This window comes from Cryobacterium luteum (assembly GCF_900110125.1).
In the GTDB taxonomy this organism is placed as follows: Bacteria; Actinomycetota; Actinomycetes; order Actinomycetales; family Microbacteriaceae; genus Cryobacterium; species Cryobacterium luteum.
The window spans coordinates 405,444-421,361 of sequence record NZ_FOCN01000001.1; the positions used below are offsets into that span (position 1 = coordinate 405,444).

Annotated in this window: 13 protein-coding genes; 4 read left to right on the forward strand and 9 right to left on the reverse strand. The window is 66.9% G+C overall.

Annotated features, from left to right (window positions below):
• Positions 1-7: 7 nt before the first annotated feature.
• The gene (hemE, locus tag BMW72_RS02055; protein WP_241983983.1) at positions 8-1,150 is read right to left on the reverse strand and encodes a uroporphyrinogen decarboxylase; all 1,143 of its coding nucleotides are present in this window, start codon (positions 1,148-1,150) and stop codon (positions 8-10) included.
• A 50-nt stretch (positions 1,151-1,200) separates the two neighbouring features.
• On the opposite strand from hemE, the gene BMW72_RS02060 reads away from it, so the two are divergent.
• Entirely contained in the window at positions 1,201-2,568 is a 1,368-nt protein-coding gene (locus BMW72_RS02060) for a glutamyl-tRNA reductase (RefSeq protein WP_092106713.1), read from the forward strand.
• 285 nt (positions 2,569-2,853) lie between these two features.
• Here BMW72_RS02060 and BMW72_RS02065 read toward each other — a convergent pair whose 3' ends face one another.
• Positions 2,854-4,239 (reverse strand): glycine--tRNA ligase, encoded by a 1,386-nt coding sequence (locus BMW72_RS02065; RefSeq protein WP_092106715.1) that lies wholly within the window; start codon positions 4,237-4,239, stop codon positions 2,854-2,856.
• Between the two features lie 163 nt (positions 4,240-4,402).
• On the opposite strand from BMW72_RS02065, the gene BMW72_RS02070 reads away from it, so the two are divergent.
• Both BMW72_RS02070 and BMW72_RS02075 read left to right on the forward strand, forming a co-directional pair.
• Positions 4,403-6,688, forward strand: coding sequence for a carbon starvation CstA family protein (locus BMW72_RS02070; protein WP_092106717.1), 2,286 nt, complete (start codon positions 4,403-4,405; stop codon positions 6,686-6,688).
• On the forward strand, positions 6,688-6,903 hold the full coding sequence (locus BMW72_RS02075) for a YbdD/YjiX family protein (RefSeq protein WP_092106719.1): 216 nt from the start codon (positions 6,688-6,690) through the stop codon (positions 6,901-6,903). The genes BMW72_RS02070 and BMW72_RS02075 overlap by 1 nt, the downstream gene beginning before the upstream one ends.
• A 182-nt stretch (positions 6,904-7,085) precedes the next feature.
• On the opposite strand, the gene xylB is transcribed toward BMW72_RS02075, so the two are convergent.
• From xylB to BMW72_RS02110, 7 genes are all read right to left on the reverse strand, one after another.
• The gene (gene xylB / locus BMW72_RS02080; RefSeq protein ID WP_241983984.1) at positions 7,086-8,495 is read right to left on the reverse strand and encodes a xylulokinase; all 1,410 of its coding nucleotides are present in this window, start codon (positions 8,493-8,495) and stop codon (positions 7,086-7,088) included.
• Positions 8,496-8,533: 38 nt separating this feature from the next.
• A complete protein-coding gene (locus BMW72_RS02085; protein ID WP_092106723.1) occupies positions 8,534-10,039 on the reverse strand; it encodes a mannitol dehydrogenase family protein in 1,506 nt (501 codons plus the stop codon).
• Between the two features lie 26 nt (positions 10,040-10,065).
• Entirely contained in the window at positions 10,066-10,770 is a 705-nt protein-coding gene (locus BMW72_RS02090) for an HAD-IA family hydrolase (RefSeq protein ID WP_166787776.1), read from the reverse strand.
• Positions 10,767-11,567: a DeoR/GlpR family DNA-binding transcription regulator gene (locus tag BMW72_RS02095; RefSeq protein WP_134361647.1), complete on the reverse strand. Its 801-nt coding sequence runs from the start codon at positions 11,565-11,567 to the stop codon at positions 10,767-10,769. Before BMW72_RS02095 ends, BMW72_RS02090 begins: the two co-directional genes overlap by 4 nt.
• A 26-nt stretch (positions 11,568-11,593) precedes the next feature.
• On the reverse strand, positions 11,594-12,490 hold the full coding sequence (locus BMW72_RS02100) for a carbohydrate ABC transporter permease (protein WP_092106727.1): 897 nt from the start codon (positions 12,488-12,490) through the stop codon (positions 11,594-11,596).
• Complete coding sequence (locus BMW72_RS02105) at positions 12,487-13,464, reverse strand: carbohydrate ABC transporter permease (RefSeq protein WP_092106729.1); 978 nt, start codon at positions 13,462-13,464, stop codon at positions 12,487-12,489. Before BMW72_RS02105 ends, BMW72_RS02100 begins: the two co-directional genes overlap by 4 nt.
• 83 nt (positions 13,465-13,547) lie before the next feature.
• Positions 13,548-14,888, reverse strand: coding sequence for an ABC transporter substrate-binding protein (locus tag BMW72_RS02110; protein WP_198411009.1), 1,341 nt, complete (start codon positions 14,886-14,888; stop codon positions 13,548-13,550).
• 259 nt (positions 14,889-15,147) lie between these two features.
• Here BMW72_RS02110 and BMW72_RS02115 point away from each other — a divergent pair, with 259 nt between their 5' ends.
• A complete protein-coding gene (locus BMW72_RS02115; RefSeq protein WP_092106733.1) occupies positions 15,148-15,912 on the forward strand; it encodes a DeoR/GlpR family DNA-binding transcription regulator in 765 nt (254 codons plus the stop codon).
• Positions 15,913-15,918 lie beyond the last annotated feature (6 nt).

A 15,918-nucleotide genomic window follows, 5' to 3' on the forward strand; every position in this document is an offset into this window, starting at 1 on the left:
GCTGCTCCTACTCGGCCGCGCTCACGTCGTGCACAAGGCTGACCAGGCGGGTCAGCACATCAGGGTCGGTGTCGGGCGGAACGCCGTGACCGAGGTTGAGGACGTGGGCCGGTGCGGTGCGTCCGCGTTCGAGCACGTCGCGCACGTGGGCTTCGAGCACGGGCCACGGAGCCGCGAGCAGGGCCGGGTCGACGTTGCCCTGCACCGGAACGGCGCCGCCGAGCCGGCGGTTGGCCTCGTCGAGGGGCACCCGGTAGTCGACGCCCACGACGTCGGCTCCGACGTTGTGCATTTCCTTGAGCAGTTCGCCCGTTCCCACACCGAAGTGCACGATCGGCACGTTGCGGTCGATTTGTTCTTCGGCCGCGCCCGGCACGCTGTAGGTCAGGTCGCGCACGTGGGCGATCGCCGCGGCTGAGGCCGGGGCGACGGATGCCGCGTAGTCGGCCAGCGAGAGCGCTCCGGCCCAGGAGTCGAACAGTTGCGCGGCGCTCGCGCCGGCGAGCACCTGCGCACGCAGGAACCGGCCGGTGACGTCGGCCGTCCAGGCCATGAGTTTCGCCCAGGCGTCGGGCTGCGCGTGCATGAGCGTGCGGGCGTGAATGTGATCCTTCGACGGACCGCCCTCGACCAGGTACGCAGCGAGGGTGAACGGGGCACCGGCGAAGCCGATCAGTGGGGTCGATCCGAGCTGGGCGACCGCCAGTGACACGGCCGCACTGATCGGGACGAGGGTCTCATCGAGCAGGGCGGGGTCGAGGGAGGTGAGCTCGTCGACATCCGCCGTGCTGCGCACCGCCTTACCCAGAACGGGGCCCTTGCCGGCCACAATCGACACGTCGACACCGACGAGTTTGAGCGGAACGACGATGTCGCTGAAGAAGATTCCGGCGTCGACGTTGTGGCGACGCACCGGCTGCAGCGAGATTTCGCTGGCCAATTCGGGGTCGAGGCACACGTCGAGCATGCGTGTTCCCACCCGCAACTCCCGGTATTCGGGCAGTGAGCGACCGGCCTGCCGCATGAACCACACCGGCGTCACGGCGGGTCGGGTGCCCTGATAGGCCTGGATCAGGCGGGAATCGGCGGTGAGGCCGGAGGAGAGTGGATGCTGCGCGTCGAGGATCATCTCCTCCATTGTCTCAAACATCCCTGACAGCGGCGACGGAAGCGTACAGCAAGAAGTCGTAGAATCAACTAGTGCTCATTCTTTTGTCCGCCAGCCACAAAAACTCCACCTTCGATGTGCTGGAGAAATTGTCTGTGGGTGGGGGCTCATCGGCCACTCGCATGGTGGAGCAGCACGGGCCGCTCAGCGGCGCCGTCGTCGTCGCGACCTGCAACCGCTTCGAGGCTTACCTCGATCTGGACGAGCCGTACGGCGTGTCACCGCTGCCCGCCGTGTTCGCCGCCATTGAAGCCGTGAGTGCCTCGAGCGGTCTCGACGCCGAAGTTCTGCGCGACAACCTCACTCTTGTGCACGGCAACGGCGTGGCCGAGCACCTGTTCGCCGTGACCAGCGGGCTCGAATCCGTCGTTGTCGGTGAGGTTGAAATTGCCGGTCAGGTGCGCCGTGCGCTCGAGCAGGCTCGCGCCGACGGAACCACGAGCCCCGAACTCGAGCGCCTGTTTCAGCGGGCCTCCCAAACCTCGCGCGGCGTCAAGAACCGCACCGGCATCGGCTCGGCCGGCCGGTCGATCGTGCGCCTCGCCCTCGAATTGGCCGAAAGCCGGGTCAGCGACTGGTCCAGCGCCCGCGTCCTGCTGGTCGGCACCGGTCGCTACGCCGGCGCCTCGCTCGCCGCCCTGCGCGACCGTGGAGCTGAGAACGTGCGCGTTTACTCACCATCCGGCCGCGCCGTCGGATTCGCCGCGTCGCACAGCATCGACGCCGTTCCGACCGAGGATTTCGCCGCCGAGGTCGCCCGCGCCGACGTCGTCGTCACCTGCACCCTGCGCGACGACCACGTCATCGACGCCGCCCTGATCGAGCGCGGTCGGGCCGAGATCGGCACGGACCCGTTCGCCATCACCGGCGCCACCATCGACGCGCCGGCGCGTCTCTGCCCGGCCGACTCCGGCCCCGAAGCCCCGCCGCAGCTCATCATCGACCTCGGCTTGCCGCGCAACGTGGCGCCCGACGTGACCCTCGTTCCCGGTGTCGAACTGCTCGACCTTGAGACCATCAGCATCCACGCCCCGCTTGAAGAGCTCAACGCCACGACCGAGGCCCGCGAGATCGTAGGCAAAGCCGCCCGTAAATTTTCCGACGTGGCCGAAGAGCAGAGCCTCACCCCGGCCGTCGTGGCCCTGCGCAGCTACGTGTTCGAGCTGCGCGACGCCGAGATCGCCCGGGCGCGCAGCCGCGGCGACTCGAGCGAAGCCACCGAGTCGGCCCTGCGTCATCTGGCCGGCGTGCTGCTGCACACCCCCATGGTGCGGGCCCGCGACCTCGCCCGCGCCGGCGAACAAGACGCCTATCTCACCGGCCTCGACGCCCTGTTCGGCATCGACGTCACGCTGCCCGCCGCCGGCGCAGCGGATGCCGCCGGCTCGATCGCCTCTTAACCCGCAATCGGTCCCCCGTGCATCGGCCGACCGTCCTCTCGTCATGTGCGGCGGTCGCTCAGTGCGAGGTGCCACCTTTGGCCCCTGTGTTTTTTCGAGGTGCCAGTTTTAGCCCCTTGCCGCCGATTCATGGGGCCAAAGATGGCACCCCACGACGGAATCGGCGCGTTCATGGGGCCAAAGATGGCACCTCGCGACGGTCAAAGCAGCGAGTGCGGCCGACGTGACTGTCTGGATGCCGCGGGCCGGCCTGGGGCCGGCGCCGCAGCATCCGTTTGGAGTCGGTTAGGCGCCGCGGAGGCGCACGGCCAGATAAGCCTCGAGCTCGGCGAGCGGCACGCGCTCCTGCGCCATGGTGTCGCGATCGCGCACGGTGACGGCTTGGTCGTCGAGCGAGTCGAAGTCGACCGTGATGCAGAACGGGGTGCCGATCTCGTCCTGGCGGCGGTAACGGCGGCCGATGGCTCCGGCGTCGTCGAAGTCGACGTTCCAGAGCTGGCGCAGGGTCGCGGCGAGTTCGCGCGCCATCGGCGACAGCTTCTCGTTGCGCGACAGCGGCAGAATGGCGGCCTTCACCGGCGACAGGCGCGGGTCGAGCTTGAGCACGGTGCGTTTGTCGACGCCGCCCTTGGCGTTGGGAACCTCTTCTTCGACGTAGGCGTCGACCAGAAAGGCCATCAGTGAACGGGTCAGGCCGGCGGCGGGCTCGATCACCCACGGCGTCCAGCGCTCGTTTTTGGTCTGGTCGAAGTACGACAGGTCTTTACCGGAGGCCTTCGCGTGCGTCGACAGGTCGAAGTCGCCGCGGTTCGCCACGCCCTCGAGCTCGCCGAACTCGGTGCCGGTGAAACCGAAGCGGTACTCGATGTCGACGGTGCGCTTGGAATAGTGCGAGAGCTTCTCGGCCGGGTGCTCGAACAGGCGCAGGTTCTCGGGATTGATGCCGAGGTCGGTGTACCACTTCATGCGGGTGTCGATCCAGTACTGGTGCCAGGTCTCGTCGGTGCCCGGTTCAACGAAGAATTCCATCTCCATCTGCTCAAACTCGCGGGTGCGAAAGATGAAGTTTCCGGGGGTGATCTCGTTGCGAAAGCTCTTGCCGATCTGGCCGATGCCGAACGGCGGCTTGGAGCGCGACGCCTGCAGCACGTTGGCGAAGTTCACGAAGATGCCCTGCGCGGTTTCGGGACGCAGGTAGTGCATGCCGGCCTCGTCATCGACCGGGCCGAGGTAGGTCTTCAGCAGACCCGAGAAGGCGCGCGGCTCGGTCCAGATGTGACGGTTGCCGCAGTTCGGGCAGGGAATGTCGTCGAGGCCGTTTTCGGGCGGGCGGCCCTTCTTCTCCTCATACTGCTCTTCGAGGTGGTCGGCGCGAAAACGCTTGTGGCAGCTGGTGCACTCGATCAGCGGGTCGCTGAAAACCTCGACGTGACCGGATGCCTCCCAGACCTGGCGAGGCAGGATCACGCTCGAGTCCAGGCCGACGACGTCGTCGCGGCTGGTGACCATCGAGCGCCACCACTGCTTCTTGATGTTTTCCTTGAGCTCGACGCCGAGGGGTCCGTAGTCCCAGGCGGAACGGGAACCGCCGTAGATCTCGCCGGCCTGAAAGACAAACCCGCGGTGGCGGGCGAGGGCGATGACGGAATCAAGATGAGTGGGTGCGGCCACGGTGGCTCCAATGGTCGAAGGCGCAGAATGCGGGCGAATGCCCGAGGTTCCATTTTACGCGCTCGATGTCTCCCCGATTTGCGCCCTGGGTTTGAGCCATTCTCGCGTCGAGGTAACGTAGACAGGCAGATTCACAGCGTCTGCGTTGGCTCAAGGAGGAGATATGGGCGCCGCGTCCAGCACGTCAGAAGGCACGACACACGAACCGACCGCCCTGAAACGGGTGCCGCACGACCTTGCGGTCGCGCTGAATCCCGAGGAGCTTGACGCCCACGATCGCCAGTGGACACCCGTGAAAATCGCAATCTGGTCGGCCATTTCGCTGCTCGGTGGTCTCAGCTGGGTGATGCTCGCCGTCGTGCGCGGTGAAACCGTCAATGCCATCTGGTTCGTGTTCGCCGCCATCTGCACCTATCTCATCGGCTACCGCTTCTACTCGAAATTCATCGAGAAGCACATCGTGCGTCCCGACGACCGTCGGGCCACCCCGGCCGAGTACAAGGCCGACGGCAAGGACTTTGCCGCGACCGACCGCCGCGTTCTGTTCGGCCACCATTTCGCCGCCATCGCCGGTGCCGGCCCCCTCGTGGGCCCGGTGCTCGCCGCGCAAATGGGCTACCTGCCCGGCACCATCTGGATCATTGTCGGCGTTGTGCTCGCCGGTGCGGTGCAGGACTACCTGATTCTGCACTTCTCCATGCGCCGCGGTGGCCGTTCGCTCGGCCAGATGGCCCGTGATGAACTCGGTGTGATCGGCGGCACCGCTGCCCTCATCGCAACGCTCGTGATCATGGTCATCATCGTGGCCATCCTCGCCCTCGTCGTCACCAACGCCCTCGCCGAAAGCCCATGGGGCGTCTTCTCGGTCGGCATGACCATTCCGATCGCACTGTTCATGGGCTGCTACCTGCGGTTCTTCCGCCCGGGCAAGATCACCGAGATCTCCATCATCGGCTTCGTGCTGCTGATCGCCGCCATCGTCGGCGGCGGTATGGTCGCCGGCACCGACTGGGGCCAAACCTACCTGCTGCTCGACAAGGTCACCATCGCCTGGGGCATCATCATCTACGGTTTCATCGCCGCCATTTTGCCGGTCTGGCTGCTGCTCGCCCCGCGCGACTATTTGTCGACCTTCATGAAGATCGGCACGATCGGCATGCTCGCCGTGGCGATCGTCATCATCCGTCCCGAGATCAGCGTGCCGGCCGTGAGCGAATTCGCCGTGAGCGGCACCGGCCCGGTCGTGGCCGGAACCCTGTTCCCGTTCCTGTTCGTGACGATCGCCTGCGGCGCCCTCTCCGGGTTCCACGCGCTCATCGCCTCGGGCACCACGCCCAAGCTCATCCAGAAGGAACGCCAGACCCGCTTCATCGGTTACGGCGGCATGCTCATGGAATCGCTCGTGGCGATCATGGCCCTCGTCGCGGCCCTCTCGATCGACCGTGGCATCTACTTCGCCATGAACGCCTCGCCCGCCCTCACCGGCGGCACCGTACAGGGCGCTGTCGCCTTCGTGAACAGCCTCGGCCTGACCGGGGTCAACCTGACGCCGAGCATGCTCACCGACATGGCGACGAACGTCGGCGAGGAATCGATCGTTTCCCGCACCGGCGGCGCTCCAACGCTCGCCGTCGGGCTCTCGCACATCATGCAGCAGCTCGTCGGCGGCACGTCGATGATGAGCTTCTGGTACCACTTCGCCATCATGTTCGAGGCCCTGTTCATTCTCACCGCAGTGGATGCCGGCACCCGCGTTGCCCGGTTCATGCTGCAGGACAGCCTCGGCAACTTCTTCCCGAAGTTCAAGAACACCTCGTGGCGCCCCGGTGCCTGGGCCGCAACGGCCATCATGGTCGCCGCCTGGGGAGCTGTGCTGCTGATGGGGGTGACCGATCCGCTCGGCGGCATCAACACGCTGTTCCCACTGTTCGGCATCGCCAACCAATTGCTCGCGGCCATCGCCCTGGCCGTCTGCATGGCGATCGTCGCCAAGCGCGGCCTGTTCAAATACCTCTGGGTCGTGGCGCTGCCGCTCGGTTTCGCCGCCGTGGTCACCATCTCGGCGTCGTTCCTGAAGATTTTCTCGACCACCCCCGGCATCGGCTACTTTGCGCAGAACCGCGCGTTCTCCGACGCCCTCGCCGCGGGCGAGACGAGCTTCGGCACCGCGCCGAACGTTCTCGCCATGGAGGCCGTCGTGCGCAACACGATGGTGCAGGGCGTGCTGTCGATCGTCTTCGTGGTACTCGCCATCATCGTGATCCTCACGGCCATCCAGGCCACCGTGCGCGCGTATCGCAACCACTCCAGCGCCACGAGCGAGGATGACGCCGTGCAGTCGCAAATCTACGCGCCGGCCGGTTTCATCATGACGCCGCCCGAAAAGGTGCTGCAGGCCGAGTGGGATGCCCTTCCCGTTCAGAAGAAGATCAAAATCAAGGGCCACTGATGGCCCTTCTGGCGGGCGTCCGCAAGGGCGCTCGCAGTGTGGCCTGGTTCTTCAAGGGGGTCCTCGGTGAGGACGCCTACGAGAAGTATGTGGCGCACCACGAAGCGGATGCCGCGTGCGGCACCCGCGCGGAGCATCCGCTTATGACGGAGCGCGAATTCTGGCGCGACCAGACCGATCGCCAGGATGCGAACCCGCAGGGGCGCTGCTGTTAACAGGCCGCTGGTCTGGGGCGATGACGAACGGGGCGGAGCGCAGCACACCACCGCGCTCCGCCACAGTCTCGGCCGTCTGCCGCCGTGGAGCCGCGTTCTGATGACCTGGGTTTGTCGAGTCTGGGCGCGATCTGGCGGCTCTGGTTCATCGGGTACCCCTGAGCGCCGGGCGCAGGTTGGGTTCAGACCCCGTAGATGAGACCGCGCTGTTCGGCGTAGCGAGCGCGCACGTCGACGGCCCAGTCGCGGTTGTCCGCAGGGTCGACTCCGGTCGCGATCTCGCGCTTCCACTCGGCAAACTCTCCGTCGAGGGCCCAGGCGGCCTGCCGGGCAGCGCCGAGTGCCACGTATTCTCCCGGGGCTGGCAGCACGACAGGAACGCCGAAGACATCCGCTGCGATCTTCTGCACGGCGGGAGACTGCGACCCGCCGCCGATCAAGATCACCTGGCGCACCGGCACGCCCTGGCCGCGCAGCGAGTCGAGCGCGTCGGCAAGGCTGCAGACCAGCCCCAGAACGGATGCCTGCGCCAGGTTCTCCGGGCGCATGTTGGCTCGGCGCATGCCGGTGAGCGACCCGGTAGCATCCGGCAGGTTCGGGGTGCGTTCTCCGTCGAGGTAGGGAAGCATGAGCAGACCGTCGGCGTCAATCGGCGCGCCCAGGGCGAGGGCACCGAAGCGTTCGATATCCACGTCGAGCATGCGGGCTGTGGCCACGAGGGTGCGGGCGCCGTTGATGGTGGCGAGCAGGGGAAGCTGGCCGCCGGCGGCGTCGGCGAACCCGGCGACCGAGCCGGAGGCATCCGTGATGCTGGCGCTGGTGCTCGCGAAGACGGTGCCGCTCGTGCCGATCGAGACAACCACGTCGCCCTCAGCGACGCCGAGGCCGAGCGCGGCCGCGGCGTTGTCGCCGGCCCCGGCCGACACGATCACGCCGCCCTTGGTCACCCCGGCCCGGTCCGACGGGCCGAGGACCCGCGGCACCCGGGCCGCGTGGCCGAGGGCGGCCTCGAGCAGGTCCAGGCGGTACTCATTGTTGTGCACCGAGAAGTATCCGGTTCCCGAGGCGTCGCTGCGGTCGGTGGTGGCCTCCGGGGGCCGGCCGAGGATGTTCCAGGTGAGCCAGTCGTGTGGCAGCAGCACCTGCTCGACCCGGGCGGCGAGTTCTGGACGGTTCTCGTGCAGCCAGGCCAGTTTCGTGATGGTGAAGGACGCGACCGGCACGACGCCGACCTCCTCGGCCCACATCGACGCGCCGTACCGTTCGGTCAGCGCTTTCGCCTGCGGGGCGCTGCGCACATCGTTCCAGAGCAGGGCGTCGTGAACGGGTGTGCCGTGCGCGTCGAGGGCGACCATGCCGTGCTGCTGCGCGCTCACGCCGAGGGCCAGCACTCTGCCGTCGCCCGCAGCGGATGCGCTTCCTCCGGCCTGCTCGAAGGCCTCCCACCAGCGCTGGGGATCGACGCTCGTACCGTCGGGGTGGGGTGCGCTCTGCAGGTGCAACAGCTCACCCGTGTCGGCGTCGACGCTCACGACTTTGCAACTCTGGGTCGAGGAATCGACCCCGACGACCACACGACGATTAAGTGCCAACGGCATCTCCTTTGAAACCTCAGTTTGTCTGGCTAAGCCTAATCGAGCTGCTTCAGGAGCTTCTCGAGGGTGGCGCGGGCGCCGACCGTGTGCAGCAGGCCCAGCGCGTGATCGTAGGCCGCCACGAACGCGGCGTCGTCGATCAGGTCGCCGAACAGGTCGCGGTCGCGCAGGAAGGAGTGCGGGTCCCCCGCGTAGCCGGCGGCGTTCTGCATGACCGTGTCTTTGATGCGGTCGACGACGTCGATCGGGTCGCCCTGCTCGTCGGTCCCCTCGGCGTAGCGCGCCCAGCTCGCCACGATCGCGGACGAGAGGGCGAGTTCGCCGCCACGAGCCGACTGCTCGCGGATCACCGGCAGCAGCCACTTGGGAATGCGGTCACTGGATTCGGCGGCCAGGCGGGCGACGGTATCGCGCACGCCCGGGTTGCTGAAGCGTTCGATGAGCTGCGTCTTGTAGTCCTCGAGGTCGATGCCGGGTACCGGCTTGAGCGTGGGCGACCCCTCGCGGTCCATGTAGGCGCGCAGGAACCCGGCGATGAGCGGGTCGGCCGCGGCGTCGTGCACGAGGCGGTAGCCGCACAGGTGCGCGAAGTAAGCGAGCCCCTGGTGGCTCGCGTTGAGCAGGCGCAGCTTCATGAGCTCGTACGGTTCGACGTCGCTCACGAGCTGGGCGGCCGACTTCTCGTACGGCGGTCGACCGTCGGTGAAGGCGTCCTCGAGCACCCATTGCAGGAACGGCTCGCAGACGACGGGCCAGCTGTCGGCGAGCCCGAAGGTGGTCGCAATCTGGGCGCGGTCGTCGTCGGTCGTGACCGGAGTGATGCGGTCGACCATCGAGTTCGGAAAGCTCACCTCGGCATCGATCCAGGCACCGAGGTCGCCGTCCTTGGCCGTGGCAAAGGCCACGAAGGAGCGTCGGGCGACGCGACCGTTGTCCTGCAGGTTGTCGCAGGACATGACGGTGAACGGCACTATGGAGCGCTCACGTCGGCGTCGGAGGGCCTCGACGACAATGCCGAAGACCGTCGCGGGGGCGGCATCCGCTTGCAGGTCGGCGGCGACCTGGGGATTGCCGAGGTCGAACCGGCCACTGACCGGGTGGATGTTGTAGCCGCCCTCGGTGACGGTGAGGGAGACGATGCGCACCTCGGGGCTTGCGAGGCGCTCGATGACGGCCTCCACATCGTCGGGAGCGAACAGGTAGTCGATGATCGACCCGATTACGCGGGCGTCGAGCGTGCCGTCAGGGTGCTTCACGACGAGCGTGTACAGCCCGTCCTGCTCGAGCAGGGCGTCACGCATGCGCGCGTCGGAGGGCATGACGCCGACGCCGCAGATGGCATAGTCACGGGCGAGGCCCTGCTCGAGCAGATCGTCGATCATGAGGGCCTGGTGTGCGCGGTGAAAACCGCCAACGCCGAAGTGCACGATACCGGCCGTGAGACCGGTGCGGTCGTAGTTGGGAACCTGAACGGTCGCAGGCAGAGACGACAGTGTTGCGTTGCTGAGCTTGACCAGTGCGGGAGTCGTGGTGTCGGTCATGCGTTCCTCATTCAGTCGGTGATCAGTCATTCGGGGGTCGGCGTGCGGGACGGGTCGGCGCGCAGCTGCACCGAGTCGCCCAGGTGCAGCAGGGTGCCGTCAAAGCGGATGCCGACAAGGTCGGCCAACACGAGGGTCGCCTCGGTGTCGAGTCCGCGCACCCCGATACCGACGGTGAGCCCGATATGGGCGGCCTTGGCGGATGCCACACCGGCGTCGGCGTCTTCGAACACCACGGCTCGGCGCGGATCGACGCCCAGCCGTTCGGCGCCCAGGCGGTACGGGTCGGGCGCCGGCTTGCCGCGCGCCACATCGTCGAAGGTGACGAGGCCGGCCGGGCACGGAAGCCCGGCAGCCAGCAGCCTGGCACGGGCCACGACCGCCACGGCACTCGTCACGATGGTGAAGCGGCCGGTAGGCAGAGCCACCAGCAGCTCGCGGGCCCCGGCCAGGGCGCGCACGAGGGGCGCCGTTTCGACCTCTTTGAGCATGAGAGCGTGGTCGGCGCGGTGCACGTCGGCGGCCGGCACGAGTTCGGCGATGGTCTCCCTGGCCGGCCGGCCGTGCACGATGTCGCGATCGAAGTCGAAGCCGGGCGCGAACTCGACGGCCCACTCGTTCCAGGCCGCGGCCGCGGCTTCGTCGGAGTCGACGAGCACGCCGTCACAGTCGAAAAGCAGGCCGTCGACCGGATAACTGCCGATCTCCGCTGCCCGGCCAGCCGCCGTCACGGTGTGATTCCCGTTTTGACGGGGCTCGAGCGCAGCACGGGCACACCGGCTTCGGCGGCCAGCGCGAGGACCGCGTCGCCCACGCCGCCGTCGACGACGAGGTGGTCGACCTCGCCGAGCTGGGCGAATTTCACCAGGCCGTTGGCCTCCAGCTGGTCGTGGTCGGCGATGAGCACGACGGTGCTCGCGGCATCCATTGCGGCGCGCTTGATGCGGGCGGCTTTCGGGCTGGCGGCCAGCAGCTCGCCGTCCTGGGTGAGCCCGGTGACGCTGATGAACGCCAGGTCGACGCGAATGCGTTCGAGTGATTCGCGAGTCCACTGGCCGGATTGCGAGTCGTCAGCCGGGTCGACGGTGCCACCGAGGTTGTACACCGAGAGCTCGGCGTTGCGGCTCGCCACGAGCGCGACCGGAATCGACGTCGTGACCACCTGCAGGGCGGGAGAGTTCGGCACGCAGACCGCGAGGGCCTCGGCGATCGGACCGGCATCGAGAAAGAGGATGCCGCGCTCGGGCAGCAGGGTCGCCGCCAGCGTCGCGACGGGGTGAGCGACCGGTTCGGGAACGGTCAGCCGGTCGAGGTCGGCGACCGGGTCGGCGACGCTGATCGCTCCGCCGTGTGCCCGCCGCAGCAGTCCGTCGTCTTCGAGGGTGCGCAGGTCGCGACGGATGGTCTCCTCTGCGACGGCGAGCGACTCGGCGAGCTCGTTGACTTCGACCCGGCCGGCGCCGGCCAGCGCGGCCAGAATGCTGGCGCGACGGTCGTCGGCGCTGCGACTCGTTGGATCCGGTATCATCTGGGCTCCCCTGGTGTGGTCCACGACTACTTGATCGCGCCCATGGCCAGGCCGGTGACGAGGCGCTTCTGCGCCAGCCAGCCCGCCAGGACGACGGGCAGAACCGCAAGGGTCGATGCTGCCGAGAGTACCGCGAGAAACTGCCCGCGCCCGTCGACGAAGCTGCCGAGGAACGGCGGAGTGGTGCGCGCCATGGTGGAGGTGAGCAGGCTGGCCAGGAAGTATTCGTTCCAGGCGAAGATGAAACAGATCAGTGCGGCCGCGGCGATGCCGGGGGCGACGATGGGCAGCACCACGCGAACGAGTTCGGTGAAGAAGTTCGCGCCGTCAATCTGGGCGGCTTCGACGATCTCGAGCGGCACCTCGCTGAAGAATGAGCGCATCATCCAGACCGCGAGCGGCAGGTTCATCCCCACATAGAGCACGCTCAGTGCCGTGATGTTGTCGAGCATTCCGAGGCCCTGCAGCAGCAGGTAGATCGGGATGATCGCGGCGGCGATCGGCATGAACCGGGTGGAGATGAAGAAGAACAGGGCATCGGTCGACTTGATGATCGGGCGAATGGACAGGCCGTACGCCGCCGGAATGGCGAGCAGGAGCACGATGACGGTGCTCATCACGCTCGCGGTGAGCGAATTGAGCAGGTACACGCCGAACCCGCGGTCGAGAACCTCGGCGAAGCGGTCGAGGGAGAGCGCCGTGAAGATGGTCGGCGTTCTGGTCGCCGCTGCGGCCTCGGTCTTGAAGGCGGTGAAGACCATCCAGGCCACCGGAAAGAAGAATCCGAGAGTGACGATCCACGTGAAGATGGTGAGGGCCGTGCTGGTGGCGCGGTGGCGCATCCGCTTGGAACGGCGGCGCGGTGGGGTCGGGGTGCTCGGTCGGGGCGCGGTGCTGACCGGGGCGGCGGTAACGGTACTCACGACTTGGCTCCTTCGCTGGAAAAGATCTTGAAGAGCAGGCGCAGGGCGACGCTCGCCACGATGATGGTCAGCAGAACGGTGATGACGCCGTAGGCGGCCGCCTCACCGATTTCGAGACCCACGAAGGCACGTTCGTAGAGCAGGTACGACAGGGTCTTGGTGCCGCCGGTGCCGCGGGTCATGATGGCGATCGGGTCGAAAACCTGCAGCAGCATGATGCCGCCGAGCAGCACGGCCAGCTCAATGTACTGGCGCAGGTGCGGCAGCGTCATGTGCAGGAAGCTGCGAATGGGGCCGGCGCCGTCAACGGATGCCGCTTCCAGCGTCTCTTTGCTCTGGCTCTGCAGCCCGGCGAGCAGGATCAGCATCATGAACGGCGTGTACTGCCAGGTGAGCACCATGATCACGGTGAGCGCGGGAAAGTCGGTGTTCCACTGCACGGGGTCGACGCCGAGGGCCGAGAGGCCCCAGTTGACCATGCCGACGTTGGCATCGAGCATGGACCATTTGAAGATGAGGGCTGCCGCGGCCGGCATCATGAGGAACGGCGTGATGACGAGGGTGCGGGCCAGGCCCTGGCCGAAGAATTTGCGGTTGAGCAGCAGGGCGAGGCCCAGGCCGAAAAGCACGGAGAGCACGATCGACGAACCGGTGATGAACACGGTTGCGGACAGCGACTGCATGAACGCGCCGCCGGTGAAGACCGTCACGTAGTTGTCGAACCCGGCGAACCCGCGGGATCCCGGCCGCATCAGGTTCCAGTTCTGGAACGAGTAGTAGATGGTGACGAGGAAGGGAATCTGCGTCACGAGAACGGCGACGACGATGGCCGGCCAGACCAGGGTGCGAGCCAGGCGGAGTGCCTTTATCTGGCCACCGCTCAACTCCGGCTTCGGGGGGCGGCGGAGCGCGCGTGACGCGGCGGGGGCCGGGTCGTGCGCGGGCTCAGCCACGATCAAATCTGGCGCGGTCATCTCTGACTTCTTTCTCGTTCTCGGCGTTGAACTGACGAGGGTGCGGGCGGCGCCTGATTGACGCCGCCCGCCGGGGTGGTGCGTTATTTCTGGGCGTCTCCGGCTTGCTGGGCAAGCTCCTGGCCCTTGTCGAGAACGTTGCCGACGGTGTCGCGACCGGCGAACACGTCGGCGATGTCCTGCGAGACCTGGTTGCCGAGGTCCTGGAATTCCGGAACCGTCACGTACTGGATGCCGACCCATGGCTGCGGGTTCACACCGGGCTGCGTCGGGTTGACCCCGAGCATGATGTCCTTGGTGATCGGCGCGAAGGCGGAAGCCGCGGCGAGGTAGTCCGCGTTCTCGTAGGTTGAGGTGCGGGATCCCGGGGGGACGCGCTCCCAGCCGAGGGTGGTGCCGACGAGGTCGATGTACTCGGTGCTGGTGGCCCAGCTCACGAACTCCCATGCGGCATCCTGGTTGGTGCTGGTGTTCGGAATGGCGAGGTTCCAGGCCCAGAGCCAGCCGGATTCCTCGGTCTCCTTGACGGGGGCGTGCACGTAGCCGATCTTGCCGGCGACGGCGGAACCGTCAGCCTCGATGGGGCCGGCGGCGCTCGTGGCGTCGTACCACATGGCCGCGTTGCCCTGCGAGAACAGGTTGAGGCATTCGGTGAAGCCGGTCGAGACGGGGTCGGCTTCGCCGGCATCCTTCACGAGGTCGGTGTAGAACTGCACGGCTTCGGTGAACTCCGGCGAGTTGACCTGGGCGTTCCAGTCCTCGTCGAACCAGGTGCCACCGAAGGTCTGCACGACGGTGGTCAGCGGGGCGAACAACTCGCCCCAGCCGGGCTTGCCGCGCAGGCAGATGCCGGCGACGTCATCGGTCTTGAGGGTGCGGGCGAAGCCGGCGACCTCGTCCCAGGTGGGGTTGGTCGGCATTTCGAGGCCGGCCGCAGCGAACATGTCCTTGTTGTACATGAGAAAGGACGACTCGCCGTAGAACGGAACGGCGTAGAGGCTGTCGTCAACGGTCAGGGCCTCGCGCACGGGCGGCAGCAGGTCGTCGACGTTGTACGCGGTATCAGCTTCGGCGAGCGGGCCGAGGTCGACGAGCCAGTCGTTCTGGCCCCAGATCGGCACCTCGTAGCTGCCGACGGTGACGATGTCGTACTGGCCGCCTTGGGTGGCGACGTCCTTGGTGACGGCGTCACGCAGGTCGTTTTCTTCCATCGCGACGAAGTTCACCGTGATGTCGGGGTGGGAATCTTCGAAGGCGCCCTTGAGCTCCTCCATGTCCTTCATCTGCGGGTTGTTCACGGTAGCGAGGGTCAGGGTCACCGGGCCGTCGGCCTGCTGGGCGCCGCCTCCGGCTCCGCTGCATCCGGCCAAAAGAACACCCACCGAAGAGAAGGCGATTGCGCTGAGGGCAAGCCTTTTCTTCATGGAATAAGACTTCTTCATCTCAAACCTCTTCATCGTCGACACGTCCTTGTGGACTGGTATGTAGCTACTGTGACCCGAATGAGTGGAAAAAGCAACTCAATTTGTGGTTTTGTGATGTTTTTGTAACGCCTTGTTGCCCGAATATGCATTATTCGTGCCATGAAACCACAAAAACGGATGCCGCCGGCCGGCGTTCACCCGCCGGATTGCTAGTCTGGGGCTACTACGGCCACGTGCCGACGGCTGCGAGGAGGCAGGCATGTACCCAGCGGAACGACAGGCCGCCATCATTGCGCTCGCTCAGGGCGGCACCGGCGAGATCTCCGTGGCCGCGGCGAGCGTTGCGCTCGAGGTCACCGCTGAGACCATCCGCCGCGACCTCGTGGTGCTCGAACGTCAGGGCATCATCCGGCGCCAGCACGGCGGTGCCCGCCTGGTGCAGAGCACGCCGTTCGAGATTGCGCTGGCCCAGCGACGGCTGGAGAACGCGCCGCAGAAGCATCGCATCGCTCAGCGGGTGCTCGAGGAGCTGCCCGAGGATGGCGTCGTGCTGCTGGATTCCGGCGCACTCACGCTGGTGATCGCATCCGTTTTTCCGGAGGATCGTCGACTGATCGTCGTGACCAACAATCTGCCGGCGGTTCGGCTGCTCTCCCGTAAGCCCCTGCTCACGGTGCTCGCGTTGCCCGGCCGGGTGCGCAGCGTGTCGCAGGGCGCGGTCGACGAGTGGACTCGGGCACGCATCAGCCAACTCAACGTGGACGTCACATTCGTCGGCGGAAACGGTCTGACCGCGGAGGCCGGGCTCACCACGACCATTCCCGATGAGGCCGAGGTGAAGCGCGCCATGATGCTGTCCGGGCGGCGACGGGTGCTCGCGCTGACCTCGAACAAGATCGGCCAGAACTCCTTCTGCCACGTCGCCGACGCCAACGAGTTCGATCTCATCATCACCGACGACGGGATCGACCCGCGCCAGGCCCGCAAGCTCAGTGCCGCGGGGCCGGAACTCGCGATCGTCTGAGGCACC